Below are 26,130 nucleotides of genomic sequence, written 5' to 3'. Positions count from 1 at the left end.
CGTCCACGGCAACGGCCAGGACGGCATCGGGAATACCATGAACTCCGGCAAGGTGGTCGTCTACGGCAACGCCGGCGACGTCATCGGCTATGCCATGCGCGGCGGCAAGGTCTTCATCAAGGGCGACGTGGGCTACCGCGTAGGCATCCACATGAAGGCGTACTCCGACAGCGTGCCGATCATCGTCATAGGCGGCACGGCGAGCGATTTCCTGGGCGAGTACATGGCCGGAGGCATCATGGTGCTGCTGGGCATGACGCAGGACGGGCGGCAGATCTCGGGAGACTACGTGGGCAGCGGCATGCACGGCGGAGTCATCTACGTGAGGGGCGACATAGAGGATTTCTACCTCGGCCGTGAGGTCGCCAAGTCCGAGCCAGACGCGAAGGACATCGCCATCATAAGCCGCCTCGTGGGCGAATACTGCTCGCTCTTCGGCAGCGACTTCGACGAGATCATGCGCAAGCCCTTCATCAAGCTGGCGCCCCGGTCGCACAGGCCATATGGCAACTTATACACGTCGTGAAAACGGACGTCTTTTTTTATCTCTTCCGGCATTTATCGGCCATATTACTTTAGATATTTTTGCCTATCTATCACATATGGTACTGGGAAAGATTGTAGCGGCTATCATTGCGGTCGCCGTATTCATCCTGGCGTGGCGGCTGCTGGACGTATTCCTGGGCGTCAGCTTCGGCATCCTGCTGTGGGCCATCAAGGCCCTGCTCTTCGTAGTATTGCTATACGTCGTCTACCGGATCTTCGCAAAGCCTCACGGACAACCGCTGCTACGATAGAAAGGGCTGACATAAAGCCCGGATTGATTCGTTGAGCCTTGCATATACCTTTTTAAGACAAAAACAGTAAAATACACCCTGCCATATATCTAACAATTACTTTTCAAGGGGAAGCGGTTTGTTCAAGCCTAAAGTATACAGGAGCAATGGCACGGAAGCATACCGACTCATCAATGACGAGGGCGGGAACTTCCTGTACGAAGGCAAGGTTGACTATAGCGATGCAGAGCTTTTTAAGGACGAGCAGGGAAGGGCCTATTACCTGGTAACGACCGAGATCGGAGGCTCTTCAAAATACTACGTTGAGGTGGAGCCGGAAGGTAAGCCCATCCCGGCGGTGTACAAGGATAAAGCCATATCGGACCTGGTGAAGACGACGCCCGAAGAAAAAGTCGTGGAGGCCATTGAGCCGGCGCCGGCGCCGGCGAATGAGCCCGAACCCGTCCCCGAGCCCGTAAAAGAGCCGCTGCCCGTTGAAACGCCCGCACCGGAGGCATTAAAGGAAACGTGCTTCGAGACGCCGGAAAAGCCGATGGAAGAGACGAAGCCGGAAGAGCCCGGGGAAAAGCTCACCACGGAGCAAGAAGCGCAGGCCGCGGTGAAGGCGCTGGCATCGCTGGGAGAGCACAAGCCCCGTAAAAAGAGCAGGCTACCCCTTATAATCACATTAATCATCGTCATCTTAATCGTGGCCGGAGCGGGCATAGCGGTCTATAGGCCCGGCCTCATATCCGGCCTGAATCTGCCGTTCATCTGGCAGACGACTCCAACGCCAGAGCCCACCGTGATGCCGACACCGGTGCCCACGGCGGAGCCTACGGCCACTCCGACCCCGACGCCGACGGCTCTGCCTGGAGGCGGAGACATTTATTACAATCTTCTGATGATCGCCCCGGCTATCAATGCCAGCGACCCGGCAGTCACAGGCTTTGTGGTGAACAACACGAATCAGACCGGGACCAGCTACGGTAACCTGTCCAAAGTGTGCGACCTGTTCGACGCCGTAAATAAAAATTGGTCGGAGACGAACGGCAACGGCACGCCCCAGAGCCTGAGCCTGAGCGTCGAGACTATGAAGGGCTCCCGCATGGACTACAGCGTCCTCATGGCCTCGCTCGTCGAAGCCCAGGGCATGGACGCCCGCATCGTGGCAGTGTACAACGACGCCACGAATACTTATATCTACTATCCGGAGGTCAAGGCCGCGGCGAACGACATGGACTATTATGACGTAAAAGCTTACCTCCGTGGACGATACGACATCCAGGACCCCTACGGCCAGACCAGCGGCATCGACCACTGGCTAAGCCTGAGCCCTGGCAAGACGCCCGGGGTCAAAGTGGACTCAAAGTACTCATACGCCGTGAACTCGAATAGCGAGATCACGCCAGTGTAGAAACTACCGGCGTGATCTTTTCTCCTTTTCCGCCTGTTTGCCCTCTTCGATGAGCCGCTTCACTTTTTGCCCGCCCTTGCGGCCGCCCATGTGGCCGGCCTCCACCACGGTCATCCTGCCCGAGCCTTTTTTATCATCGGCCATGTAAAGACCTGAAACACATGAATGTAAAACGTGTGCGACAGATTAAACCGGGGAAAGAGCACAGAAAAAATAAAATAAAACGAGCTATTTTAAGGCGTAAGCCTTACCCGGTCTCTCGGGAACAGGACGGCCTCGCGGATATTATTTAAATTCAGCATGGTCTGTAGCAGCCGTTCGGCACCCAGGCCCCAGCCCGCGTGCGGGGGCATGCCGTACTTGAACGCGTCCAGATAGAACTTAAAGCTCTCCGGGCTCAGGCCCTTCTCTTCCATCTTTTTCACCAGCATCTCATAGCGGTGCTCACGCTGGGCACCGGACGCGAGCTCCATGCGCGGGTGCATGAGGTCGAAAGCCTTACAGATCGACGGGTCGTTCTCGCAGGGCTGTGAGTAGAAAGCACGAATCGATGTAGGCCAGTCGACGATGAAGTAGTGCTCGCCGATGGCCTGTCCGACCGCGTGCTCGGCCTGGGTCGAAAGGTCGTCGCCGTACTCGATATCGGCGCACTCCGGGTCCTTCTTCGCGATCTCGATGGCATCTTTATAGCATAAGCGCTTGAACGGCGTCTTCGGCACCTGCAGGTCCACGTTGAGTACCTTAAGCTGCGCCTGGCAATGCTCCTTTACGTATCCGTATGCATAGGCTACCGTGTTTTCGAGGAGCTTCATGGCGTCCTCCTCGGTAGCGAATGACAGCTCCACGTCGATGGACGTGGCCTCGTTGAGGTGCTTCCGGGTGGCGTGCTCCTCGGCCCTGAATATGGGGCCGATCTCATACACCCGGTCCATGCCGCCCGCCATCATCATCTGCTTATACAGTTGCGGGCTCTGGTTTAGGAACGCCTCGCGCTCGAAGTACGATATCGGGAAGAGCTCGGTGCCGCCCTCGGTGGCAGTAGCCACGATCTTGGGGGACGCGATCTCCAGGCATCCCTGGGATGACAGGTAATCACGAATGGCCCGGATCATGTTGGCCCTGACGTAGAAGACTGCCGTGACCTCGGGACTGCGCAGGTCCATAAACCTCGCGTCGAGCCGGGTGTCTAATTCGGCAGGCACCTTTCCGGTGGGGTCCAGCGGCAGCGGGGCATCAGCCTGGGACAGCACCTCGATGGCGGTCGGGATAAGCTCATAGCCATTAGGGGCCTTCTCCATCGCCTTTACGTCGCCGGTAACGGAGACGACTGACTCGCGGCTTAATCCCTTAACCGTGTCGACGATCTCTTTTGAGACCTTTTTCTTGGGCATGGTGACCTGAACCAGCCCTTCCCTGTCCCTTAATATGAGAAAAGCGAGGCCTCCGAAGTCCCTGATCTCGTGTACCCAGCCGTTGACCGTTACGGCCGAGCCGTTCATGGCCGGCGTGATGTCCCTGGAATAGTGGGTCCTCTTCATTATTCGAACCTCTTTTTAACTGATCTTGCGTGTGCGTCGAAGCCCTCGATCTCTGCAAGGGCCGTGATCGTGTCCTTGATGCCCTCCAGGCCTTCCTTAGCGATGACCTGGACGCTTGTCGTTTTTATGAACTGCATGGTATTCATGCCCGAGAACACTTTCGCGTAGCCGCCCGTGGGCAGTACATGGTTGGCGCCACTGGCATAGTCGCCGGCGGCCACGGGCGCATAATCGCCCACGTAGACGGTGCCGGCGTTCCTCACTTTATCGAGCGTGCTCAGCGGGTCCCGGACCATGATCTCGACGTGCTCGGGCGCAATGTGGTTGCAGACCGCCACAGCCGCGTCGAGGTCGTCCAGCACATAGATGCCCATGCCGGCTTTTTCTATGATCTGTCTTCTGGGAGCGTTTTCCTTTTGCTTCTCGATCTCGATCTCCACGGCCTCGGCCAGAAGCTCCGATGGCGTTAATAATATAGACATCGCGTTGACGTCGTGCTCGGCCTGGGCGATCATGTCGGAAGCGATGAACGCCGGGCTCGCCGTATCGTCCGCGATGACCACGATCTCGCTGGGCCCCGCGGGCATGTCGATCTCGGCGGCGTCGCGCACGTACATCTTTGCCGCCGTGACGTAGATGTTGCCCGGCCCCACGATCTTCTCGACCTTCGGAATGCTCTGGGTGCCATAGGCCATGGCCGCGATGGCCTGGACGCCGCCCACCTTAAAAATATGGTCGGCGCCGGCCATGTCAAGCGCAGTGAGCGTGAGCGGGTGGATGGTGCCGTCCTTGCGCGGCGGCGTGCAGGCGATGATCTCCGAAACGCCGGCCACCATGGCCGGCACGATGAGCATGAGCGCCGTCGATGGGTACGAGCCTGTGCCTCCCGGCACGTATGCCCCAATCCTCTCCAGCGGCGTGAACTTCTGTCCCAGGCGAATCCCCGGGGAGGTCTCTGTGAGCCACATATCGCCGGAAGGCCTCTGGAGCACGTGGAAAGCCTCGATGTTGTCGATGGCCTTCTCGAGGTGGCCGATGGTCTCGTAGTCGATGAGCTCTACGGCGTTATACATCTCGTCCTCGGAAACCTCTAAGTCCCGGAGGTCCACGCCGTCGAACTGCTTCGTGTACTTTTTAACGGCTGCGTCGCCGTTCTCACGCACGTCGTCGGCGACCTTCTTCGCCGTGTCCATGGCCGACGCGATGCTCGTCCTGCGCCTGAAGACTTCCTGGAGCGCCGGGTCATCGACGCCATAAAGCTGCCTGATCATCGGAGAGCCTCATCCAACCATTCTTTTGCATTATACATAGCTAGGTATTCATTAAACTTTCTTATCCGATACCAAAAACTATTTTCTACTAAAGACGCCCTATCATTATTCTGAAATTTATCTTCGAAGTGACCTTATGATAGACCGTGAATGCCAGGCCGCGGCCAATAATCGCATTTCTATCCGTGCGGCGAAGGAGGACGATGTCGATAGGATGTATCGCCTGGAGCAGATGTGCTTCGACATCGAGGCTTTCTCGACGCTCCAGCTCCAGTACCTCATCAACACGAAGACGGCGATATCCTTCGTGGCCGAGGCTAATGGAGAATTTGCGGGCTTCATCATCGGCCTGACGAACCGCAACCGCTTCGGGAAGTATGGCCGAGTATACACGCTGGACGTGGATGACCGCTTCCGGCGTATGGGCATTGGCATGATGCTCATGGACGCGCTCATTGACGGGCTGCGCCAGGCGGGCTGCACGAACTGCTTCCTCGAAGTTAAGATGGATAACGATAAGGCCATTCCCCTTTATGAAAAAATGGGTTTCACGCGCTCCCGCATGGTGCCGAACTATTATTCGAACGGCGTGCACGCCTTAAAGATGAAGAAGTCTCTCTAGGACAGGCTTCCGGAGGCTGACATTTTTGATCTTTGCCCGTACTGCGATGATAGCACACGCCAGGTTCAGGAAGACTAGAATCGCCGAGATCAGCAGTGAAGCGTTTCCCAGCAGTTGGTGTACCTCGTATATATCTGTGCCCGGCGCATAATTTAGAGCGTATATCGCCGTGCGGAGGGCCACGAAAACGGGCAGCGGGGCATAATCCGATATGAGCGCGAAGAACGCCAGGAGCGTGGTTACCACCAGGCCCGCCATTTCCACCGATACCGAGCCTATGATTCCCGATACGTAAGAGTGCAAGGTATAAGCGTCGGTGCCCAGGGGATTCACATATATCTCGTAAACCTGGCCGCCCAGGCTTTTGACGACGAGTGCGTGGCCTGCCTCGTGTATATAGCCATAGGAAATGTTGGCGGCCCACAGGATAAATACAAAAGCTAGTATGGTGAGCGCGCCGTTTTTAAGCATAGAGGGTAGCTGGCGATTTTTCTTTAAATCCTTTTTCCTATTGGGGAAATAATATCGCTATTTCGCAGCGATAAGCGTAAAAAATGTTAAAAAGAGCCGACGCACGATAAAATATGGATTGAATTAATTATATCGTCCGAGCAATTGATGACATATTAATGGACTGGCCATAGGAGCGGAAATGCACGGCCGAAAAGCCGCATCGATGGATCATCCTGCTTTTATGCATTGCCTTAGCCGTAGTCTTGATTACACTCGCATACCTGTGGCATACGGCATAATGAAAAATTATTGCTATGTTAAATATCTGATTTTAAGTGCACGGAGTGTACGGAGGCACTATTCTCACCACAAAGGCACGGAGTTCACTAAGGCCCACAAAGCCTTTTTAAATGTAAGTTACAAAGGGCACAGAGCCCGCTTTTTGAACTTTTAAGATACAAAGGATACGAAGGCACCATGGAAAAAGTGCTATCATGTTCATTCCATCGTGCCATTGCCACCTTCGTGCCCTGATGTCAATGAACCGGCTTTGTGTACTTTGTATCTTAATCTAAAAAGAAAACTTTGTGAGCCTCCATGCCATCGTGCCTTTGTGGTGAAAATAGTGCCCTCAGTGCCCTTATGAAGCTTAAAATGCCGGAGCATTTTAACACAGCAAAAATGATTAAAAGGCATGTTCATTCGCGGTTTTATCGGAATAATCTATTTATATTATCTCTGTATTACTGGGGTAATATAGTGATATTATCATGCCGAAGATCAGCGTCGATATCCCGCAGGAGTTACTGGACGACCTCATGACCCATGTGGGCAAGGACAAGAAGTTCGTGAGCCAGTCGGACGCTGTCCGCACGGCAATCCGGAAGATGCTCGACTCGCTGGACGAGATCGACCGCCGTCACGGCAGGGTGGAATAAAATGGGATCCATAGTGCTTTTATCCAGCGGCCTCGACTCAGCAGTCGCTTTAAAGATAGCCTTAGACGCCTACGGCGTCGACCTTGCGCTGACGTTCGACTACGGGCAGAGGGCTGCGGAGAAGGAGATCGAGAGCGCCCGGAAGATCTGCGAGCGCTACGGCGTTAAGCACGTAGTGATAAGCGTCCCGTGGCTCGAGGACGTGACCTGTACGGCGCTCGTCAACCGGGGCGAGACTGTCCCGACGCCCACCGAGGCAGAGCTCGACGAAATAAAAGGAAAAGCGCTGGAGACGGCCCACGCCGTCTGGGTGCCGAACCGGAATGGGGCGTTCATCAACATCGCCGGAAGCTTTGCCGACGCCCTGAATGTCGATAAGATCGTCTGCGGGTTTAACGCCGAGGAGGGCGCCACATTCCCGGACAACACGCCGGAGTTCGTGGAAGCCATCAACAAGAGCCTTTATTATTCTACCGGGAACCATGCGAAAGTGGTCGCCCCGGTCATCGACCTGGACAAGGTCGCCATCATCAAGAAAGGCAAGAGCATCGATGCTCCGCTGGACTTGAGCTGGAGCTGCTACTTTTCGCAAGAGAAGCCCTGCGGCAGGTGCGAGAGTTGCATGCGCCGTGCCCGGGCCTTCAAGCGCGCCGGATTCGCCGACCCGTCGCTGGTGGTACCGTGAAGTGTATCATCGCCGACGAGCGCATCGACTACGACGGCAGCCAGATAGGCTCGCTGTGGGCTTATACGAAGTTCGAGGTGCAGGACGACAGTATCGTCTGCTTCCGGGGAAGCTGTAAGATACCATTGAAGCACATGATAGACGTCGAGGATAAGATCCACAACGAGAAGATCGAGTCGCCGGACATGCTGCACTTCATCGTGGAGCACTTCGACGTGCCGTCGCTCAAGGTCGCCTATGCCCGGCAGAGGCTTCTCGCGTGCATCGCGGGCGAGGTCTTCAAGGACATGGGCTATAAGGTGAGCCGCAAGGGCGACGACCTGTTCTATAATAATGCTAAATTATCTATCTCGATCGCGTCCACCAGCCAGGTGAGCTGTAAAATCCATTTCGGCATCAACGCCCGCTGCGACGAGTACATGAGCCTGGAAAAGATGGGCATAAAAGACGTGAATTCAGTACAGAAAGAGATAGGCCAGCGCTACGCGGCTGAATACGAGGACATCGAGCGAGATATTCGCAAGTCGAGGCCCCTGGAGGCTTACCAATGAAGTCGCCGATACGTGAGATTTTTCTGAGCGCGCAGGGCGAAGGGCCCTACGTGGGATACCGGCAGCTGTTCGTCCGGTTCCCGAAGTGTAATTTAGAGTGCCTGTACTGCGATACCCCGAAGGACTGGGGCCCGCAGAGCAAGTGCCGCGTCGAAACGGGGCCGGATAAGTTCGTGGATTACGAGAACCCGCTCTCCTCGGAGCAGCTCCTGGGCGTTATAAAGCTATACGAGCGCGTCCATTCGGTTTCGCTGACTGGCGGTGAGCCGCTGCTGTATGCGAAGTTCATTAAAGAATTAAAATCATCGAAGTTCCCGCTCTATCTCGAGACCAATATGACCCTGCCGGACGGGGCAAAAGAGGTGAAGGACGTCGTGAAATACGTCTCGGGCGACTTCAAGCTGAAAAACCAGTGCGACTGGAAAGGCCGCTACGATAAGTACTTCAACGACATGGCCCGGTCTTTCAGTATCCTGAGGCAGACCAGCTTCCGGGATTGTTTCTGCAAGATCATCGTTTCAGAAGATATCGATAGAGAGGACATGATGCATGCCATTGATCAGGTCAAGGACTGCATTACCGAATTAATATTACAGCCCGTTACGCCCGCTGGAGGTGTGGAAGCGGCCTCGCCGAAGCTGCTGCTGGAGCTTCAGGATATGGCGCTGGAAAAAGTCGAGAACGTCAGGATCATACCTCAGACGCACAAGATATGGGGTGCACTATGAGATTAGGGGTCATCGAGTATATTGACGCCGCGCACTACCTGCCCGGGCACGAGACATGCGGGCAGACGCACGGCCACACGTACAAGGTAGAGCTGATAGTCGAGGGCGAGAAGAAGGGCGCCGGCATGGTCATGGATTTCTACGATATGAAGTCCATCCTGCGGAAGGTGCTCGGCAAATACGACCACCGGTTGTTGAACGAGATTATCGAATACCCCAGCGTTGAGAACATCTGCGAAGCGGTGTATTCGGACCTGCAGGGCGATATCGCGCTGCCCTTCATGATCCGCATCTGGGAAGGCCGGGGCAAGTGGTGCGAGTTAGGCGACTTATAGATCTTTAATCGTCTATTTTTTTATATATAACCATTCATCCCTGTCGATCCCGGCTTGTTTTAATATTCTAGATAAAAGGTCGATACCAATGACTTTACTATGAGGATTGGGAATTGTGAGAGATATATTATCTTTCAACATATACGGGTGTTTTCCGCCCATGTAGGGCCCATCGAACCCTATTAGCCTTAATCGTTCGACAAGTTCGGCCTATGATACCGGAGATAATTTAGACACTGGCCCCAGCTTCCGGTCTCGATAATTCTTCTATGGTATGGCCGTCTATCGGTGGAATCGGTAAATTTTTTCTTAATCGTACGATTATCCATCCATCAATGACTTCGCGGAGATTTTCCCGGCATTCCTCTAATGTTTTTCCCGTTGCCCATACACCCTGTAAGCCTGGCACCTCGCCATAGAAGGGATCTTCGTCATTTATTATCTCATATTTTGCCTTTGACAGTGCGGCTTCAATATATTCGATGATCATATCGGTATCAATTCAAGTATTATCTTTATTATTCTATTAATTTTATCCTGTTTCGGGACCCGTCATAAAAAATGGGTCAAAATCATATCCCCGTATATCAAGGGTATTAAAAAACGGAGTTGGTATCGTGCAGGTCAAGGACGTAATGACGACGGGCATCGCATGCGTTGACACGAAATCTTCAGCGGCCGATACGGCGAAGAAGATGAGGGACCAGAATGTCGGCACGGTGTTGGTCGTTGACGGCAACCAGGTGGCGGGGATGATCACGGACAGGGCCATCGTGACGAAGGTAGTCGCAGACCGCAGGACCCGAGAAGCGCGCCGATCGGCGACGTCATGACGAAGCAGGTCGTTGGGTGCCGGGAGAGCGACGATATCATGGATGCGGTCAAGACGATGGGCGACATGAAAGTGAGACGGCTGCCAGTGGTCAACGACAGCAACCAGCTGGTCGGAGTAGTTTCGATCTCGGACATCGCCCAGGAAATGCGACCGGCGATGGACTCACTGTTCGACGAGCTCACCAAGGCGACGAAATAGCCAGTTTTATTAATTTTTTTATCGTTCTTTTTCCAAGCGTAGCTATAAGCTAAGACAAATTATAATTTTTATTATAATAATAAGTGATGTGGGTTATGGCTACGGTAGTCGGCAGTCAATTAGAGATCATTAAGGAGGACGTGTTGCGCATGATGGGCTGCGCCGGCCTGTCGATAGACGAGGCGGTCCGCTCGCTAGACGACCGGGACGAGGACGCTGCCCGTCGCGTGATAGACCGGGACAGGCAGATCGACGACCTCCAGAAGAAGATCGAGGTGGAATGCCTGGAAATGCTGGCGAAAAAGCCGGAGGGCAAGGACCTGCGTTTAGTTGCCGCCTCGTATAAGTTCGTGAGCGACATCGAGAGGATCGGGGACTACTGCACGGCCATTGCGAATGTTACTCTGGCCGTCGCGAACAAGCCTGTGACTAAAACAGCCCTGGACATCGTCAAGATGGGCAGGGCCGCGCACCATATGCTGAATATCTGCATGGAAGCTTACAAGGGAAACCCGAATGTCAATCTGGAAGAAGTGTTCGACGAGGACAAGGCCATCGACCGGCTGTATAACGATGCTTTCGTCGGGTCGATCTTGACCGTCCTGGAGGAGCCGAATACGGCCACGAACGTGATCTACGAAACCGTGGCCTCCAGGGCTATGGAGAGGATCGGGGACCATCTGACCGATATTGCCGAGAGGATCAGCTTCATCCGGACGGGGAACATCGTCGAGCGCAGCGAGCCCATGCACGTCCCCGAGTTCCCAGAGTGATGCCATGAAGATAAAGGCGGTCGTGTCGGACATCTACACCACGCTCATCAATATAAGGACAGACGAGAGCGATAAGGACCCATACCGGCGCCTCGCATCATATCTGAAATACCAGGGAGTCTACCTGTCGGCCGACGAGCTGAAGTGGTTCTTTTTCGAGAAGAAGGCGCTCCAGAAGAGGCAGAGCAAAGAGGCCTACCCGGAAGTCGACTATCGCCGGATCTGGGGTGAGATCCTCCGGGAAAACCAGTATTCGGGCGCCGACGCGGCGGCCATCGTGCCGGCCATCGTGAAGCTGCACCGGGCACTGACGGTCGAGAAAATTAAGCTTTACCGCGGGGTCTTCGAGACTCTGGCCTGGCTGAAGGGCAGATACAGGCTTGGCATCGTCTCGGACTCGCAGGTGGACCATTCTTACCCGGAGTTACGCATGCTGGGCATATTTGACTTCTTTGATACGATCATCGTATCTTCGGAGTTCGGCTTTCGAAAGCCCGACATGCGCCTGTTCAACGAATGCGTGGCCCGCCTGGGCGTGAAGCCGAAGGAAGCCGTCTATATCGGGAACGATACGTTCAGGGATATCAAAGGCGCACAGGACGCCGGGATGACCACGATTCTCATCATGACCGAGCATGGCAATAAGGATGGAAATGTCGCCACTCCCGATTTTACAATCGAGCATATCGACGAGATAAATGAAGTTCTCAGGATGCTGGAGAAAAAATGATGCATGGTCGTTCGAGGCTTTATCATTATGTAAAAAGCCGGAGGCTTGCGGATAAGGCAGGCTTTGACCGGCACCCCGACCTGCATGTCAGGCAGCTGGCCGGCTCCCATAACGTGTACCTGGTCTACGACGGCCGCAGTCACAGAAAGTGTATACTGAAGTCCTTCGGCGAAGGGGACCGGAAGTCCATCGGCCATATGGAGAATGAGTTTAAGCGATTGCGCCAGGCCGGGCGGATGATAGGCCGCAGGAGCTGGCTGCATGTGGCCAGGCCACTTTGCAAGAGCGGCGATGGTGACTTTTTTGTTGAAGAGTTCGTATCCGGGAGGGCGCTGGGCGACTACATGAAAGAGGCAATGGCACATGGACGTAAAATGGGGCTTTATGAAAAGCTCACCATGCTCGCCGGATTCTTTGCGCTGATGCATAAAAAGACTGAGCGATCGTCACATGTCACGCCGTCGAACATCCGGGACGAGCTGAAAAAGCATGCCCGGCAGGCCAGCCGGGGAGGCGCGTTTACGCCGCATGAGCTTAAGAGCATGGAGCAGCTCGTCGATAAGGTGACTTCTTACGGCATAATCAGCAAGGCTAGAAAAGGTCTCGTCCACGGCGACGCGAACCCGTCCAATTTTTTATACGACGATGACCGGCTGAACGTCATCGACATGGAACGGTCAGGCTATAGAGACCCCGTATACGACCTGGGTATGATGGCCGGCGAGCTTTGCCATTATGCCATGAAATACGGGGGCGACCCGTATAAGGCCGATCCCTTCATCGGCCACCTCTACTGGACCTATGCGGGTAACTTTAAGGACCAGCACGGCACGTTCATCCGCCTGACTAAGAGGAATCCGCTCTACATGGCCAACTCGTTACTGCGCATCGCCCGACACCCGTTCTTCAGCCCGGAATACAAGCGCAGACTGGCCTACCATGCCCGAGTGTGCTTAGAGAGCTTAAAATGATATGAAAAATAAAATTAAGCTTTTTCGATCGACTTTCGTTGATTTGTTCTGTTATCTTTGCGATGCACGTATAGCCCTCGGTTTTTCAACACTAAAACACGAATCCTTTATATCCCACGTAAGGGCACGAATATCACAAAAGCTCATGCCGGGCGTTCAAAACACGAAACAACATCCCCAAGAGCCCCAAATCACTAAAAGACTGAAACACAAGAACGGCATGTTAGTGAATGCTTTCTCTTGTGTTTCATTTTCTTGGAGAGGTTCGTCTCTTTGAGAGGTTGTTTCGTGTTTTGACGCTAAAGCATGTACCTTAGTGATTTTCGTGCCCTTACGTGGGATATAAAAGAATTCGTGTTTTAGTGTTGAAAAACCGGAGGCTGTACGAAAGTCGATAAATTTATTACAATTATTGTGAGGGAGCTTGTATTCTGAAAACAAGTTTATACAAGTAGTTGCAATAAATGAATAGGAGATTTTCATGCCAGGACTCTTAAGCAGGCTCACCGCCACCATCAAGGCGAAGCTTAGCAAGCTCCTCGACATGTTCGAGGACCCGAGGGAAACGCTCGACTATTCATACAAGCGTCAGCTTGAGCTGCAGACCGATGTGAAGAAGGGTGTCGCGAACGTCATCACGGCGCGCAAGCGCCTGGAAATGCAGAAGAGCAAGCTGGAAGCGAACATCACAACGCTCAACGACCAGGCCCGCGAGGCCGTGGCTGCCGGCCGCGATGACCTTGCATCCATAGCCTTACAAAGAAAGATGGACATGATGACACAGGTCGACTCGCTCGCCCAGCAGATCCAGGACCTCCAGAGGCAGGAGGACAAGCTGAACGATACGGCCAAGAAGCTGGACACCAAGATCGAGCTCTTCCGCACGGAAAAGGAGACCATCAAGGCCCAGTACTCTGCCGCCGAGGCCAAGGTCAAGATCACCGAGGCCACCACGGGCATCGGCGAGGAGATGGCGGACGTCGGCTATGCCGTCGAGAGGGCGAAGGACAAGACTGAGGAGATGCAGGCCCGCAGCGAAGCGCTCGACACCATGGTCGAGCAGGGCACGCTCGAGGACGTCATGGGCAACAAAGACCTCGTGAGCCAGGAGCTGAGTAAGATCAAGAATGACGCGGCAGTTAAAAAAGAGCTGGAGACGCTGAAGATGGAGGTCAAGAAATGATCATCCGTATCATGAACGAGAACCAGTACGTCGTGCCATCGCTGTACTATGACGACATCAACAGGATCGACAACGAGATCGTCAAGCTTATCGCTAAAGATGACGAGAAGGGCTTCCATAAGGCATACAAAGAGCTCATCGACATCGTGCGGAAGAACGGTGTGCCGATGGACGTGAAGACCCTGAAGGAGTCCGACCTCATCATCCCGCCGGCCGACCTATCGTTCAAAGAGGCGAAGAGGATATTCGTCGGCGAGGGATTGATCCCGGGATAACCACTCGCTATTCACCACGGCGGCACGGCGAACACGGCGATTTTTATATCCTAAAGGGGGGCTGATGCCCCCCTCGAAGATCCCCATTTTTATTCGGGATTTAGTTTAAATATATATTATAGAACGAGCCTACGAATTCCGTCTTTTAACCGATAAGCGTTAAAGTTAATTAAATAGCCAACTCTATGTCCGGTCAATTTTAAGTAAGTTAAAACTTGGGCCTCATGAATTGGTGCTAGCTTTTCGATTGATTTTACTTCCACCAAGACTAAATTTTCGACTAAAATATCCAGGCGAAGTTCTCCATCAAGATATATGTCTTTGTATTGAATTGGGACCTTTACCTGTTTTTCCACTAACAAGCCCTTTTTTCTAAGTTCATAGATTAAACAAGTCTTATATACGCTTTCTAATAGTCCCGGCCCAAGAGTCTTATGGACTTCAAATGCTGCATCAAGGATCGTTGTTGCAATATCATTTACATTCTTTGGGATCGGTTCAATAGATCGATGCGACTCATTTTCTAATATATCGTAATACCTCAATTTGTTACCAAGTAATTACTTATTTACATTTATATGTAATTAACTTATTAGCTATTTTAAAATTTCAAATATGGAATTTTTTAAATGGGGTCTCTCAAGGGCAAAGCACCTTGAGATTAAAAAATCGCCGTGTTCGCCGTGCCACCGTGGTGTATAGCGAGTGGCTAGAATGGTATTCCCCAGATAGGGAACCAATAATCTAAGCTGTCCATGGGCAGTTCCTCCATGACCAGTAGCCGCAGGCGATATTCGAGCTGAGAATCCCGCTCGTTACCTCTCGGAGCGAATGGATAAAACGCGGCACGCCGATAGTTATAGATCCAGTATACGGGCAGATCGCCCTGCTCGAAACGAAAAATAGCCGCAGTAATATGGTCGCTGAAGCCGCCCTCGATGAGTAGCTGGCTCGCCAAGTAGACATTGGACACGGCATTGGCGAGCGTATCGCTGTCGATAAGCACCCAGGTGAAGCCGTACTGGTCGCCGGTGACCTTGTAACTCGCCAGGAACGCGGTATTCTCAAGCACCTTGATGATGCCCGACTTCATATCCCCGGAGTGAATGTCCCCTGTAGAATGAAAACAGACGCCGGCCTTACCACTCGGCTCCACGTTCAACTGGCCCATGGTAACGGCGACGGGAGACAATTTAAAAAGGTCGTCGACCTTCGGGGGAGGAATTCGCTTAGGTTTGAAAAAGTCCAGGAGGCCCATATGGCTCACTGTTCGCCCATCGTCCTCTCCAGGCGTTCAAGCTGGCTTATACGCTTTTCAAGGCTCGGGTGCGTGGCGAACAATTCAAGGATACTCCGGCCCGAGAGCGCCGGCACGATGAAGAACTGGTTCAAGCCCTCCTCGCTCCTGAGGTCCTTTTTCGGCATGCGGTCCATCTGGCCGCTGATTTTTAATAGCGCGCTGATGAGCCAGGACGGCCGGCGCGTGATATAGGCCGAGCCCCGGTCGGCGGCAAGCTCCCGGTACCGCGAAAGCAGGCGCGTCAAAAGCAGGCTGACGCCGTACACGATCAACGACAGGACATAGACGATAACGAGGCCGCCCCCTCCGCGCTCGTCCCGGCTACGGGCACCCCCATAGGCGAAGGACATGATGAAATAGTACGCCACAGTCGAAATAAAGCTGGCAATGGTCATGACCGCGACGTCCCTGTTCTTAACGTGGCTCAGTTCGTGGGCCAGCACGGCGACGATCTCGTCCTCGTTCAGCCGGTTCAGGAGACCCTGGGTGGCCGCGATGACCGAGTGCTTCTGGCTCCTTCCGGTCGCGAAAGCGTTGGGGACGTTCGTGGGCACGATGGCCACCTTCGGCTTTGGCAACCCGGTCTCGGCACAAAGCCTGTCGACGATCGCATGAAGCCGGGGCGCCTGCTCGGGCGTGACGATCTTTGCCCCGCTGCTCGCCAGCACGATCTTATCGGAAAAGAAGTACTGGATGCCCATCATTACGGCGGCGATGACCATGAGCGAAGTGAGGTCCACGCCCATCCAGTACAGGATCGTTAAAAATCCTAAGTATACTGCTCCCAGGATGAGCAGCGTCAGGAACATCCTGAGGCTCAGGCCCAGGTCGGCCGGCCAACGCACCACCCGTTCGTTCATCCAATCTTTTTTAGGGAACCGAATTAAAAGCCATTATGCCTATTTAATGAGGAAAAACACGACGGCCACCATCGCGTATAACGCTATGAGCTGGGCACCCTCAAGCCAGTTAGACTCCCCATCCGCCGATATCATGTTCGCGATGACCACCGAGGCGATGACCGCCACCACCTCGAACTCGTTGAAGACCAGGTTCATCGGGTTGCCCCACAGCCGGCTGACGAAAACAAAAACTGGCGCGATCCGGAGAGCTAACCGGGTGCAGCAGCTCAGCGGCGAAGCTGATCGGTATAATAATGAGCAGGGCGCCCATTATCGTGTCCTGGTCAAGCTTCATCAGAAGCAGTAATAGGCCGAAGGCCAATATAAAATTTCCCGGCCCAGCTTTAGGTAACGGGTCCGGGAGCTTTTTTTGCCGTATTTATCTGTGAATATCGCGAATTTTAGGAACATTGGTTTTGAATACGGTTTAATCCCTGCGCTCCGGAATCATCAACGGGGTGGATTAATGATATTTTCCGTCATTAAGAAGCCCCTTGCATTCCTGCTAATCCTGGCCATCGTTGGCGCCATTTCTCTCATGGCGGTCAACAGCGTCAGCGGCCAGGTACAGGACCAGGGGGCAGATTATAGCGGCGGCTATGCCATACCGGGCGTGCCCGGCATCAGCCTGGGCTCCGGGACTAACACCGTCGCGCTGTCCGTAAGCATAGCTTCCAGGCAGGATAGCCAGATCTATTTCCAGGTGAACAGCTTTGCGATTATGGACCAGCAGACTCAGACGTTCAAGGTATACGACCTGAGCAACGCGATGCCGGGCATCATGGATACCGGCAGTAACATGGTGCAGATCGATATCGGCAAGCTTCAATCGTCCATACGGTCGACGAGCCAGGCGAGCATGGACGACCTGTACAGCGTTATGCGGCCGTCAGTCAACTCGCTGATGGTGCTCGCCGACATTTCGCAGCAGGGCCAGCAGGGCGCTAAGACGACTTTCCAGGTGCAGAGCCTGAAGGTCATCATGCCTGATGGCCAGACCAATGAGTTCGACCTGAGCCAGCCCATGCCCATCGTGATCGACAGCATGGCGCGCAGGATCTTCGCCGTGGGCTTCGACCAGATGTATTCGCTGGTGAACACGTACATAGTGAACATACAGAACAACTATTACACTGAGATCAATTACAACATCGTCACCGGGCCCGTCGTCGTAGTCACACCGCCGGTCGCGTACCCGGTGCTGACGCCGATCCGGTTCCCGGCAGCATGGCCTGTCTATTACCCGGTGCCCATACCGGTGCCGATCCCGGTGGTAACGATGAAGCCGCATCCGCCGTCGATAACTCCGTCGGCCCATCCATCGATGAAGCCGACCATGAGCCCGACGGGCAAGCCCACGGTCTCGCCGACCATGAAGGCGACGATCTCGCCGACCGGCAAGCCGTCGATGGGACCATCGGTTAAGCCTACGGTATCGCCTACGATGAAGCCAAGCATCAAGCCGACCTTCGGCCCGACCAAGATCGTAACTCCAACGACCAAGCCGACCTTCGGCCCGACCAAGATCGTTACTGCAACTGCGAAGCCTACAATCGGAGGCGGCGGTAAAGTACCCACAGTCTATAAGCCGGTTACGTCTTACAAGCCGACTTTGAGCGTCGGGGGCAAAGTGCCTACCACGTACAAGCCAATAACGACCTACAAGCCGATTATAGGCGGCGGAGGCAAAGTTCCGACGGCATACAAGCCGATGGCGACGAAGAAGCCTTAGGCTAGAATAGATTTGACGGTGCACAGCGATACTACCGTGCGCCCTTTTTTTTCATTGCGCAAAGATTAATGCCCCCGACACCCTAATATGCCTTCAATGATCAAGCCGGACTTTAAGGGCGGGCTATTGCCCGTCATCGTGCAGGACGCAAAGACCCTGGAGGTCCTCATGTTCGCCTACATGAACGAGGAAGCCTTCCGCATGACCGGAGAGACGAGGCTGGCACATTACTACAGCCGGAGCCGGCAGAAGCTCTGGAAGAAAGGCGAAGAGTCCGGCCACGTACAACACGTGAAAGAGATCCGCATCGACTGCGATGCCGACTGCCTATTGTTACTGGTCGAGCAGGAGACGGCAGCGTGCCATACGGGTTACGTTTCGTGCTTCTACCGGGATATCGATGGCCGCATCGTGGGCAAAAAGGCCTTCGACCCCGGCGAGGTCTACCATGCAGGCGTGCGCAAAACAGAACAATGATTTATCATTTTCACTTTCATATAGGTGTATAGAATGAAACTAGTCCCCGACACGAGCGTTATCATCGACGGCCGCATAACGAGAAAGGTCGAGTCCGGCGAGTTCAAGGGAGCGCTCATAATCGTCCCTGAGGCCGTCATTTCCGAGCTGGAGATGCAGGCGAACGAGGGCAAAGAGATCGGCTTTAACGGCCTGGAAGAGCTGAGAAAGCTGCAGGACATGGCCCGGGAAGGCAGGATCAGCATCGAATTTTCCGGGAGCAGGCCGACGTTGAACCAGATCAGGCTAGCCCCCGGCGGCGAGATCGACGACATGATCCGCAACATCGCAGTGGAGAACGATGCCACGCTCGTAACGAGCGATAAAGTACAGGCCAGCGTGGCCCGGGCAAAAGGCATTAATATCATTTACCTCAAGCCCGACGTCGAGGAGCTCGGCCGCCTGGAGCTTTTGGACTATTTCACGGAAGACACGATGTCCGTTCACCTGAAGGCCGACGTCGTGCCAATGGCTAAACGGGGCAGAATCGATGATATGAAGCTTGTCCCGGCGGGCAATGAGAAGCTGACGGATAAGCAGCTATTGCTGATGGCCCACGCGATCCTGGAGAGGGCCAAGCAGGACCCGAACGCCTTCATCGAGATCGAGAAGAACGGCGCCACCGTAGTGCAGCTCGGTAACATGAGGATCGCCATCGCCACGCCGCCGTTCTCGGACGGCGTCGAGATCACGGTGGTTAGGCCCGTAGCCCGCCTGAGCCTGGAGGACTATCGCTACAGCGGCACCTTCAAGGACCGCATCATCGAGAAGCGGAGGGGCATTCTCATATCGGGCCCGCCCGGCGCCGGGAAGTCCACGTTCGCGCAGGCATGCGCCGACTTCCTGTTCGAGCACGACTTCATCGTGAAGACCATGGAGTCGCCCCGGGACCTGCAGCTTCCGGAAGCCATCACGCAGTATGCGCCCCTGGACGGAAGCATGGAAAATACGGCCGATATACTGCTTTTAGTCCGCCCGGACTACACGATCTACGACGAGCTTCGCAAAACGTCGGACTTCGAGATATTTTCCGACATGCGCCTGTCGGGCGTGGGCATGATCGGGGTAGTCCATGCCACGAGGGCTATTGACGCGATTCAGCGCTTCATAGGCCGTGTCGAACTAGGCGTCATCCCGCAGGTAGTCGATACTGTCGTATTCATCGACCACGGCGTCATCGAGAAAGTCTACGATGTCGAGTTCACGGTAAAGGTGCCCGCCGGCATGACCGAGTCGGACCTGGCCCGGCCAGTCATTAACGTTAAAGAGCTGGAGTCGGGCCGGGCGGAGTACGAGGTCTATACCTTCGGCGAGCAGGTGGTGGTCATGCCCGTCGGGGCGGAAAAACCACAGAAGGCCTTGCGAAAGGCCGACGAAAAGGTCGTCATGAGAGAGGTCGCCAGGTTCGCGAGGGGCCCCGTCGAGGTCGAGATGATCGGGGACAACAAGGCGATCGTAAGGGTAAGGGAAAAAGACATTCCAGCCATTCTGGGAAGGGGCGGTAAGACCATCGGCCAGATCGAGCGGGCGGCCGGCGCTCACATCGACGTGCGCCCCCTCGAAGAGGGCAGGGGAATGGCCGCCCCTGAAGAGCATGGGATTACTATCCCCGTGGGCGTCCAGGAGGTCAAGAAGCACGTCATCATGGATCTTGGAAAGAAGTTTGCCGGGCAGACCGTCGAGATACTCGCCGGAGGCGATTATATTTTTACCGCGACCGTCGGGCGCGCCGGAGTCATCAAGATCCCGCGGGGCTCCAGCCTCATGGACCGTATCTTAACGGCAGAGGGGAAGGGAGAAGATATCACCGCCCGCATCGTCTGAGGCACACGATTTATTATATGAAAATAAGTTGCAGTCGCCTTGGTGTATACTCCGTGCCGCTTGGTGATTAAATAAGAATTGGTATGGCTTGGAGTAACCTTGGTGCCGCTTGTAAGCAAATGGTTTCAACCCTACCAAGTTTACATTAGGCCGCATCAATCGATTTTATATTCACCAAGTGGCACGGAGTTTATACCAAGTGGCACCTAATTTTTTTATTTAGAATATTACTTTCGGAGTGCTTGCAATTAAGTTTTATAGGATTGTACTCTTAGTAGGGAATGGCAATGCAAAAACAACCCATTGCCTTGAGATGATTCGATGAGCTTACGATTTGCGAAAATTACTAAGGAAAACGTGGACGACCTGATGAGCATGTGCGGCAACCAGCCGGGAATCAACAAGGTCCCTGGCCTGGCCGAGGGCAGAAATGCCCGTAGGCAGTGGCTGCTGGACACCATAGAGAAGTTTGGTACCGTCGGCATGCTGGCATATGGCGATAGCGGCGTCCGAGGGTTCGTCGAGTGTGTTCCGGCCTCGGCACACCCGATGGGCGTATTTTCGCCGGACGTGAAGAGGACGGCCGTCATCGACTGCGCCTGGTACGCGCAGAAGGGAGAAGAGCCGTTGGGGCTTGCCGTAAGGAAGGCCATCCTGGACGAGATGTTCGCCACGAAATTCTTCGACAAGCTGCTTGGGAAGAAGTGCCGCTACGTGGACGTTTTGACACTGAAGAACGCCCCCATCATGCAGTACGATTTCTACAAAGACTACGGCTTCAAGGATGCCGTCGAGTTCCAGGGGCATGCGACCCCTAGATTCCTGTTACGATATCCGGTGCTCGGGGACGCCGTGGAGCCGAAAATAGAACAGCTCAGCTTCGACTGCGGCGCCGGTAAGAACGTGCTGGTCATCGGCACCTATAGCCAGTGCCACCTGCCCCACATGATCGCAGAAAAGGTAGGGAAAGCGGTGGAAGGCATCGACGGCCTCATGGTGAAGGTGATAGACTACTGGGAGACCGGCACGCCGGCCGTCTGTGAGGCATCGATCAACGGCCTCCCGGCGTTCGACGGCCCGGTGTATTTCATGGATGAAGAGACCATCAGGGAGACCGTGAGATCAAAGATGGTCAAATAATATCTTTTTAAAAAGAAAAATAAAAATTGGCATGCTAGGTTTTTCCAGTGACGTTAATATTTTTCTCAGCGTATGATAGGCCGTTCCGCCGGCGAGGTGAGCCAGAGGTATAGCGGGTAAAGCATATAGATCGCGGCCAGGCCGACGACGATGTAGATAAGCTTGGTCAGGACGCTCGTCGCAACTGCGCCGAATATGGCTTCCACGACGTTGACGCCAAACGCTACCAGTAACCAGTTCAGGCCGCCGATGATCAATAAGATGGCCGATATTATTAGCAAGGGGTCTCTCTTAGTCATATAGAATCACCTAATTATGAAAATTAGTAACCAGATATTTATATATTATTAAATATTATGTTAGCAAATCCGGCATAGAGCGCCTTTAGAGTGGGTGCCGGTCAATAAGCCGGCCTGGGAATAAGCGCCGTTTTCCGCTTGCCCATTCGTAGAATTTATATATCAGGATATACTAGTAAGATGCGCGTGTTTTGGGCGAGTGGCCTAGCCAGGACATAGCGCCGGCCTCCTAAGCCGGATACCGTGGGTTCAAATCCCACCTCGCCCGCTACTCGCGGAAGGGCTTCTTTTTATAAGTCGTTAATTTTTACATATTCGTGGGTCGACGCCAGCCTGACGGCTGGCTACTCGGCGTTCCGGTTGCTGGCTAGAGGAGGTCTTTCTTTTCGCGGGTCGACGCCTGCCTGACGGCTGGCTACTCGGCGTTCCGGTTGCTCCGATGTCCGTGCCGGGCTTGCACCAAGCTCGCACGGGCCTTCGGCCGTGCTCGCTAGCAAGCCCTAAGCGACGTTTTACCCTCCGGGAAAAGCGTCCATTGCCCGGCCATCTCCGCATCGGCCTGCTGGCCGTCTGATGCCCGGAACGCCTCGACGACCGCGTTTAGATATTTAAGCTTGAATTGTCACTTTTCGTAATGCCGGTGAAAAATGAAAAAAGATGTTTATTGCCGCGCATCATCCTGCCTGTTGAAGGGGGTTTATTATGGCGACAGTAGGTATGACGACCAGGGACATCGATCCCATAGCAGGCGCATTTCTTGAGAAGATCAACGCATCGAAAGGGCCCCAGATCTATCAGATGACCCCGGAAGATGCGCGGAACACGCTGGCGAAGGTACAGGCTGTGGATGTGCCCCGTATGCCCGTCGACATCGAAAAAATGGCGCTTCCCACCGGTCCCGAGGGCAGCGTCAACGTGCATATTGTGAGGCCGAGGGGTAGCGTTGAGACCCTCCCGGCCATCATGTATTACCATGGCGGCGGATGGGTGCTGGGCGATTTTAACATATTCGAGCGCCTTGTTAGCGAGATTGCGAATAAGGCGAACGCTGCCGTCGTATTCGTAGATTACTCCCGGTCGCCGGAATCAAGATATCCTGTAGCCATCGAGGAGGATTACTCCGCGCTGGATTATGTGACCAGTAACGGCAGCGATCTGAACATCGATGCGTCCAGGCTGGCCATCGCCGGCGACAGCGTAGGGGGGAACATGACAGCGGTCATGGCGATGCTGGCAAAGGAGAGAAAAGGCCCGAAGATCGGGCTACAGGTGCTGTTCTATCCGGTGACGGACGCCAGCTTCGAGACGGGCTCATACAGGCAGTTCGCCTCTGGGTACTGGCTTACCCGGGAGGCGATGAAGTGGTTCTGGGACAATTATCTGCCGGATAAGGGCGAAAGGAAGAATCCCATGGCCTCGCCGCTACAGGCCTCGGCCGATCAGTTAAAGGGGCTGCCGCCGGCGCTGGTCATTACCAACGAGTACGATGTCCTGAGGGACGAGGGCGAGGCGTATGCCCATAAGCTCATGGAGGCCGGGGTCGATACGACCGGAGTGCGATTCCTGGGGATCATCCACGACATGGTCATGCTTAACGCGCTTGCGAACACGCCCGCCGTGAGGGGTGCTATCGACCTTGCCAGCGGCATGCTGCGCAGGTCGTTATCAAAATGACCACCTCTCTGGCACAAGAAGGTTTTTGTACTATATAGGCCCCCATATACTATACTGGCAACCTTTTGGTGCCTGAAGGAATGAAAAAAATACATATGAAAACTCAAAAATGTGAGGACTGCGGGAATGAGCTGTTCTTTCCGCAGCGCATAATAACGAACGGGCAGATGAAGACCGTGTGTTTTCATTGCTGCCTGGAGTATTTGAACAGGAAGAACAGGCCGGCAACATCGGCCTGAAACAATCTTTTTAATTCAATATTCGCATACAATAATTAGCTTAACTCATTATTATGCAGTGTTCTTGCTCGCATGGCCCTCCGGCTGGTATCACGAACCTCTCGAAATGATTGAAAACATGAATTTTATTTTTTAGAACACAGCATAGGGTAAGGCGATGGGTAACAAACAGAGGGCTTTGCGCGATATGTTAAAAATTATGAATGGTTCTCTCGCATCTTCTGGTAGATCATCTTGACTTCATCTTTAGTCAGTGCAGGCTCCCCTGTCTTTTCATCCACCGGTATGTTCTCCATGAACTCGGTCATGACCTGGAGGTGGACGATGTTGCGCATCCGGGGATTGGCGATTTGCGACAGGCCCTTCTGATGGGCGGCCTTCATGCCCTCCTCGTCGTAGACGCCGCCGTACTGCGCCAGGTACGTTTCCTTGACCATGTAGAAGATGCGGCTGTCTACCATGCGCTCGAGGTCCGGCACCAGGATGAGATCATCGGGCTGCCTGTGGGCTGCGCACCCGGGGTTCCCCGGCTTCATCTCTTTCTTCTGGACTTGCGAGAGATCGAAGCAGGAGTGGCTGTTCGGGTAGAAGGAGCAGAAATCGGAGCGGGCCTCGTAGATGGTGCACTTCTTGTCCTTGAGGAACTTGCAGCCGCCCTCGATGTTCATGGCAAAGGTGTAGGCGCCGTCCTTCTCGATGACCTGGACGTATTTTTCAAAGAATTCCTTCGGCGTGATGCCCAGCTTTTCGGACATGCGGAAGATGTCGGTGATGTGGAGGTCGACGAGCGCGTAGATGCTGCAGCAGGCGCCGCAGGCGTCACAGGGGAAGGTCGTTCTGTCCACGACTTTGTATTTGTTTCGGATGATGAGTTCGTCCATGGCCTGAAAAAGGAAGGACATTGGACCATTTAAAGGTTTCTCAGCCGGGCTTTCCAGCAATAGTATGATATGGTCCTTAAGCCATAACTATGATGGGTATTCTATGCAAGCGATCTGGACCGGTAACTTAGCCTTTGGCACTATCCTCATCCCCGTGCGCATGTACGCTGCCAGCGAGGAGCTCCGCGTACCCTTCCACTTAGTCCACGCGGAGGACGGCGGCCGGGTGAAGTATAAGAAGGTGTGCGAGCTCGACGGCAAGGAGCTCCACATGAGCGATATTCACAAGGGCTACGAGATAGGCGATAAGATGCTCCAGTTCACCGACGAGGAGCTCGAAGAGCTGCGGCCCGTCCTGTCAAAATCGCTCAAGATCCTGGGCTTCTGCGAGCGTGAGGAGGTACCGCTGATCGCCCTCGATAGGCCGTTCTACCTCGGTACAGAGTCACGCAAGAAGGGCGTCGCACAGCCATTTGCCTTAGTGAGGAAGGCCATGGAGAAGAGCGGCAAGGTCGCCATCGTGAGCTGGGTCACCCGGGCCTCGGAGCAGATCGGCATGATGATGCCCTACGAAAAGGGGTTCCTCATCAAAGCCATCCTCTATGCGCAGCAGATCCGGCCTTTCTCGATGGTCGAGGTGCAGGAGGGCAAGGTCAGCGACGAGCTCGTGGATAAGGGCAGCATGATCATCGAGCGCATGACCTTCAAGTTCGATTACGCGTCCTACAAGGAGTCCTATTCACAGGCCTTACGCGAGATTATCGAGGCGAAGTCCATGGGCAAAGAAGTCAAAATCGAGCCCGTCGTGAAATCGGCCGAGGCCAGGTCACTGGAAGCCGAGCTCGAAAGGATGCTCGTTTAATTTTTTACATCCATGTGAAGTACGTGAGCCGCAAAGACCAAGTGATACAAAAAGTTTAAAATATTTTTGCTGCGTTGAATATTGATAGGTCATTGTTTAGCAAGTAGTCTTATTTTTATCGTTTGCGTAATAGCCAAATTTATCGATAGTTTCCGATTATCTTTTTCAATTTTTATGCTTTGTTGAATATGCCTTTTTAAGTCTCAGAGTGTACAAAGGACACTATTTTTCACCACAAAGGCACGAAGAGCACGGAGGCCCACAAAGTCTTTTTTATAATTAAGAGACAAAGGGCACAGAGCCGCTTTTTGAACTTATAAGATACAGGATATGATGACACAGGGGCAAAAAGTGCTCTTGTTCATTCCACTGTGTCTTTGTATCCTTCGTGCCCTGATCGCCAATGAACCGGCTTTGTGTACTTTGTAACTTAATCTAAAAAGAAAACTTTGTGAGCCTCCGTGCTCTTCGTGCCTTTGTGG

General features: G+C 54.0%; 34 protein-coding genes, 1 tRNA gene and 1 pseudogene. 25 read left to right on the top strand and 11 right to left on the bottom strand.

From position 1 onward, the window contains the following. The 3 genes from VMC84_RS07530 to VMC84_RS07520 all read left to right on the top strand — a co-directional run. Nucleotides 1-526: hypothetical protein (locus tag VMC84_RS07530; RefSeq protein WP_325379366.1), on the top strand; the 526-nt coding region annotated here is incomplete at its 5' end. Between the two features lie 76 nt (nucleotides 527-602). Further along, a complete protein-coding gene (locus tag VMC84_RS07525; protein WP_325379365.1) occupies nucleotides 603-797 on the top strand; it encodes a hypothetical protein in 195 nt (64 codons plus the stop codon). A 118-nt stretch (nucleotides 798-915) separates the two neighbouring features. Beyond that, nucleotides 916-2,193, top strand: a complete 1,278-nt coding sequence (locus VMC84_RS07520) for a hypothetical protein (RefSeq protein WP_325379364.1) — start codon at nucleotides 916-918, stop codon at nucleotides 2,191-2,193. 3 nt (nucleotides 2,194-2,196) lie between these two features. Here VMC84_RS07520 and VMC84_RS07515 read toward each other — a convergent pair whose 3' ends face one another. From VMC84_RS07515 to hisD, 3 genes are all read right to left on the bottom strand, one after another. Next, on the bottom strand, nucleotides 2,197-2,337 hold the full coding sequence (locus VMC84_RS07515) for a hypothetical protein (RefSeq protein WP_325379363.1): 141 nt from the start codon (nucleotides 2,335-2,337) through the stop codon (nucleotides 2,197-2,199). Nucleotides 2,338-2,426: 89 nt separating this feature from the next. Continuing rightward, complete coding sequence (gene aspS / locus VMC84_RS07510; RefSeq protein ID WP_325379362.1) at nucleotides 2,427-3,731, bottom strand: aspartate--tRNA(Asn) ligase; 1,305 nt, start codon at nucleotides 3,729-3,731, stop codon at nucleotides 2,427-2,429. Further along, nucleotides 3,731-5,002 carry a histidinol dehydrogenase gene (gene hisD / locus VMC84_RS07505; RefSeq protein ID WP_325379361.1) on the bottom strand — a complete coding sequence of 424 codons (1,272 nt, stop codon included), beginning with the start codon at nucleotides 5,000-5,002 and terminating at the stop codon, nucleotides 3,731-3,733. The genes aspS and hisD overlap by 1 nt, the downstream gene beginning before the upstream one ends. Before the next feature lie 136 nt (nucleotides 5,003-5,138). Between hisD and VMC84_RS07500 the strand changes: the two genes are divergently transcribed. Next, on the top strand, nucleotides 5,139-5,624 hold the full coding sequence (locus tag VMC84_RS07500) for an N-acetyltransferase (protein WP_325379360.1): 486 nt from the start codon (nucleotides 5,139-5,141) through the stop codon (nucleotides 5,622-5,624). Here VMC84_RS07500 and VMC84_RS07495 read toward each other — a convergent pair. Continuing rightward, nucleotides 5,601-6,095 carry a hypothetical protein gene (locus VMC84_RS07495; RefSeq protein ID WP_325379359.1) on the bottom strand — a complete coding sequence of 165 codons (495 nt, stop codon included), beginning with the start codon at nucleotides 6,093-6,095 and terminating at the stop codon, nucleotides 5,601-5,603. The genes VMC84_RS07500 and VMC84_RS07495 overlap by 24 nt on opposite strands. 752 nt (nucleotides 6,096-6,847) lie before the next feature. Here VMC84_RS07495 and VMC84_RS07490 point away from each other — a divergent pair. From VMC84_RS07490 to queD, 5 genes are read left to right on the top strand one after another with little or no spacing between them, the layout of a single operon-like run. After that, nucleotides 6,848-7,015 (top strand): ribbon-helix-helix domain-containing protein, encoded by a 168-nt coding sequence (locus VMC84_RS07490; protein WP_325379358.1) that lies wholly within the window; start codon nucleotides 6,848-6,850, stop codon nucleotides 7,013-7,015. A gap of 1 nt (nucleotide 7,016) precedes the next feature. Next, nucleotides 7,017-7,700 (top strand): 7-cyano-7-deazaguanine synthase QueC, encoded by a 684-nt coding sequence (gene queC, locus VMC84_RS07485; protein WP_325379357.1) that lies wholly within the window; start codon nucleotides 7,017-7,019, stop codon nucleotides 7,698-7,700. Next, nucleotides 7,697-8,251: a DUF366 family protein gene (locus VMC84_RS07480; protein WP_325379356.1), complete on the top strand. Its 555-nt coding sequence runs from the start codon at nucleotides 7,697-7,699 to the stop codon at nucleotides 8,249-8,251. Before queC ends, VMC84_RS07480 begins: the two co-directional genes overlap by 4 nt. Next, entirely contained in the window at nucleotides 8,248-8,979 is a 732-nt protein-coding gene (locus tag VMC84_RS07475; RefSeq protein WP_325379355.1) for a 7-carboxy-7-deazaguanine synthase QueE, read from the top strand. Before VMC84_RS07480 ends, VMC84_RS07475 begins: the two co-directional genes overlap by 4 nt. Continuing rightward, a complete protein-coding gene (gene queD / locus VMC84_RS07470; RefSeq protein ID WP_325379354.1) occupies nucleotides 8,976-9,314 on the top strand; it encodes a 6-carboxytetrahydropterin synthase QueD in 339 nt (112 codons plus the stop codon). Before VMC84_RS07475 ends, queD begins: the two co-directional genes overlap by 4 nt. 12 nt (nucleotides 9,315-9,326) lie before the next feature. On the opposite strand, the pseudogene VMC84_RS13790 reads toward queD, so the two are convergent. Together VMC84_RS13790 and VMC84_RS07465 are read right to left on the bottom strand one after the other, a co-directional pair. Continuing rightward, nucleotides 9,327-9,509, bottom strand: a pseudogene (locus tag VMC84_RS13790) (type II toxin-antitoxin system HicA family toxin); the annotation flags it as partial. A 34-nt stretch (nucleotides 9,510-9,543) separates the two neighbouring features. Beyond that, the gene (locus VMC84_RS07465) at nucleotides 9,544-9,804 is read right to left on the bottom strand and encodes a type II toxin-antitoxin system HicB family antitoxin (RefSeq protein WP_325379353.1); all 261 of its coding nucleotides are present in this window, start codon (nucleotides 9,802-9,804) and stop codon (nucleotides 9,544-9,546) included. Between the two features lie 127 nt (nucleotides 9,805-9,931). Here VMC84_RS07465 and VMC84_RS07460 point away from each other — a divergent pair, with 127 nt between their 5' ends. From VMC84_RS07460 to pspAA, 7 genes are all read left to right on the top strand, one after another. After that, a complete protein-coding gene (locus VMC84_RS07460) occupies nucleotides 9,932-10,147 on the top strand; it encodes a CBS domain-containing protein (RefSeq protein ID WP_325379352.1) in 216 nt (71 codons plus the stop codon). Next, nucleotides 10,144-10,347, top strand: coding sequence for a CBS domain-containing protein (locus VMC84_RS07455; RefSeq protein WP_325379351.1), 204 nt, complete (start codon nucleotides 10,144-10,146; stop codon nucleotides 10,345-10,347). Before VMC84_RS07460 ends, VMC84_RS07455 begins: the two co-directional genes overlap by 4 nt. Before the next feature lie 95 nt (nucleotides 10,348-10,442). Next, a complete protein-coding gene (phoU, locus tag VMC84_RS07450) occupies nucleotides 10,443-11,120 on the top strand; it encodes a phosphate signaling complex protein PhoU (RefSeq protein ID WP_325379350.1) in 678 nt (225 codons plus the stop codon). A 4-nt stretch (nucleotides 11,121-11,124) separates the two neighbouring features. Further along, on the top strand, nucleotides 11,125-11,850 hold the full coding sequence (locus tag VMC84_RS07445; RefSeq protein ID WP_325379349.1) for an HAD family hydrolase: 726 nt from the start codon (nucleotides 11,125-11,127) through the stop codon (nucleotides 11,848-11,850). Next, nucleotides 11,847-12,821 (top strand): phosphotransferase family protein, encoded by a 975-nt coding sequence (locus VMC84_RS07440; protein WP_325379348.1) that lies wholly within the window; start codon nucleotides 11,847-11,849, stop codon nucleotides 12,819-12,821. The genes VMC84_RS07445 and VMC84_RS07440 overlap by 4 nt, the downstream gene beginning before the upstream one ends. A 481-nt stretch (nucleotides 12,822-13,302) precedes the next feature. Further along, nucleotides 13,303-14,004: a PspA/IM30 family protein gene (locus tag VMC84_RS07435; RefSeq protein ID WP_325379347.1), complete on the top strand. Its 702-nt coding sequence runs from the start codon at nucleotides 13,303-13,305 to the stop codon at nucleotides 14,002-14,004. Then, complete coding sequence (gene pspAA, locus VMC84_RS07430) at nucleotides 14,001-14,279, top strand: PspA-associated protein PspAA (protein ID WP_325379346.1); 279 nt, start codon at nucleotides 14,001-14,003, stop codon at nucleotides 14,277-14,279. Before VMC84_RS07435 ends, pspAA begins: the two co-directional genes overlap by 4 nt. Nucleotides 14,280-14,395: 116 nt before the next feature. Here the strand turns inward: pspAA and VMC84_RS07425 are convergent, their stop codons facing one another. The 3 genes from VMC84_RS07425 to htpX all read right to left on the bottom strand — a co-directional run bounded on the left by VMC84_RS07425 (nucleotide 14,396) and on the right by htpX (nucleotide 16,439). Then, nucleotides 14,396-14,824 carry a GxxExxY protein gene (locus VMC84_RS07425; RefSeq protein ID WP_325379345.1) on the bottom strand — a complete coding sequence of 143 codons (429 nt, stop codon included), beginning with the start codon at nucleotides 14,822-14,824 and terminating at the stop codon, nucleotides 14,396-14,398. Nucleotides 14,825-14,988: 164 nt separating this feature from the next. Next, on the bottom strand, nucleotides 14,989-15,537 hold the full coding sequence (gene pspAB, locus VMC84_RS07420) for a PspA-associated protein PspAB (RefSeq protein WP_414676436.1): 549 nt from the start codon (nucleotides 15,535-15,537) through the stop codon (nucleotides 14,989-14,991). Nucleotides 15,538-15,542: 5 nt separating this feature from the next. After that, the gene (gene htpX, locus VMC84_RS07415; protein WP_325379343.1) at nucleotides 15,543-16,439 is read right to left on the bottom strand and encodes a zinc metalloprotease HtpX; all 897 of its coding nucleotides are present in this window, start codon (nucleotides 16,437-16,439) and stop codon (nucleotides 15,543-15,545) included. A gap of 46 nt (nucleotides 16,440-16,485) precedes the next feature. Between htpX and VMC84_RS07410 the strand changes: the two genes are divergently transcribed. The 5 genes from VMC84_RS07410 (at nucleotide 16,486) to VMC84_RS07390 (ending at nucleotide 21,693) form a co-directional block, all read left to right on the top strand. Further along, nucleotides 16,486-16,788: a hypothetical protein gene (locus VMC84_RS07410; RefSeq protein ID WP_325379342.1), complete on the top strand. Its 303-nt coding sequence runs from the start codon at nucleotides 16,486-16,488 to the stop codon at nucleotides 16,786-16,788. 159 nt (nucleotides 16,789-16,947) lie between these two features. After that, on the top strand, nucleotides 16,948-18,213 hold the full coding sequence (locus tag VMC84_RS07405; RefSeq protein WP_325379341.1) for a hypothetical protein: 1,266 nt from the start codon (nucleotides 16,948-16,950) through the stop codon (nucleotides 18,211-18,213). Nucleotides 18,214-18,309: 96 nt separating this feature from the next. Next, the gene (gene hisI / locus VMC84_RS07400; RefSeq protein WP_325379340.1) at nucleotides 18,310-18,690 is read left to right on the top strand and encodes a phosphoribosyl-AMP cyclohydrolase; all 381 of its coding nucleotides are present in this window, start codon (nucleotides 18,310-18,312) and stop codon (nucleotides 18,688-18,690) included. Between the two features lie 33 nt (nucleotides 18,691-18,723). Further along, nucleotides 18,724-20,553 (top strand): PINc/VapC family ATPase, encoded by a 1,830-nt coding sequence (locus tag VMC84_RS07395; RefSeq protein ID WP_325379339.1) that lies wholly within the window; start codon nucleotides 18,724-18,726, stop codon nucleotides 20,551-20,553. A 321-nt stretch (nucleotides 20,554-20,874) separates the two neighbouring features. Continuing rightward, a complete protein-coding gene (locus VMC84_RS07390) occupies nucleotides 20,875-21,693 on the top strand; it encodes a hypothetical protein (protein ID WP_325379338.1) in 819 nt (272 codons plus the stop codon). Between the two features lie 65 nt (nucleotides 21,694-21,758). On the opposite strand, the gene VMC84_RS07385 is transcribed toward VMC84_RS07390, so the two are convergent. Next, nucleotides 21,759-21,992: a DUF378 domain-containing protein gene (locus tag VMC84_RS07385; RefSeq protein ID WP_325379337.1), complete on the bottom strand. Its 234-nt coding sequence runs from the start codon at nucleotides 21,990-21,992 to the stop codon at nucleotides 21,759-21,761. A gap of 193 nt (nucleotides 21,993-22,185) precedes the next feature. Here VMC84_RS07385 and VMC84_RS07380 point away from each other — a divergent pair. From VMC84_RS07380 to VMC84_RS07370, 3 genes are all read left to right on the top strand, one after another. Continuing rightward, nucleotides 22,186-22,260: transfer RNA gene (locus VMC84_RS07380), tRNA-Arg, on the top strand. A gap of 434 nt (nucleotides 22,261-22,694) precedes the next feature. Further along, a complete protein-coding gene (locus VMC84_RS07375; protein ID WP_325379336.1) occupies nucleotides 22,695-23,666 on the top strand; it encodes an alpha/beta hydrolase in 972 nt (323 codons plus the stop codon). 95 nt (nucleotides 23,667-23,761) lie between these two features. Then, on the top strand, nucleotides 23,762-23,905 hold the full coding sequence (locus VMC84_RS07370; RefSeq protein WP_325379335.1) for a hypothetical protein: 144 nt from the start codon (nucleotides 23,762-23,764) through the stop codon (nucleotides 23,903-23,905). 197 nt (nucleotides 23,906-24,102) lie between these two features. Here VMC84_RS07370 and VMC84_RS07365 read toward each other — a convergent pair whose 3' ends face one another. Further along, complete coding sequence (locus tag VMC84_RS07365) at nucleotides 24,103-24,786, bottom strand: YkgJ family cysteine cluster protein (protein ID WP_325379334.1); 684 nt, start codon at nucleotides 24,784-24,786, stop codon at nucleotides 24,103-24,105. A gap of 103 nt (nucleotides 24,787-24,889) precedes the next feature. On the opposite strand from VMC84_RS07365, the gene VMC84_RS07360 reads away from it, so the two are divergent. Next, on the top strand, nucleotides 24,890-25,648 hold the full coding sequence (locus tag VMC84_RS07360) for a Ku protein (RefSeq protein WP_325379333.1): 759 nt from the start codon (nucleotides 24,890-24,892) through the stop codon (nucleotides 25,646-25,648). The last annotated feature ends 482 nt before the right edge of the window (nucleotides 25,649-26,130 follow it).

The organism is Methanocella sp. (assembly GCF_035506375.1).
Classification (GTDB): Archaea; Halobacteriota; Methanocellia; order Methanocellales; family Methanocellaceae; genus Methanocella.
The sequence above is the reverse complement of the archived record's forward strand: the minus strand, read 5'-3'. Positions and strand labels throughout refer to the sequence as shown.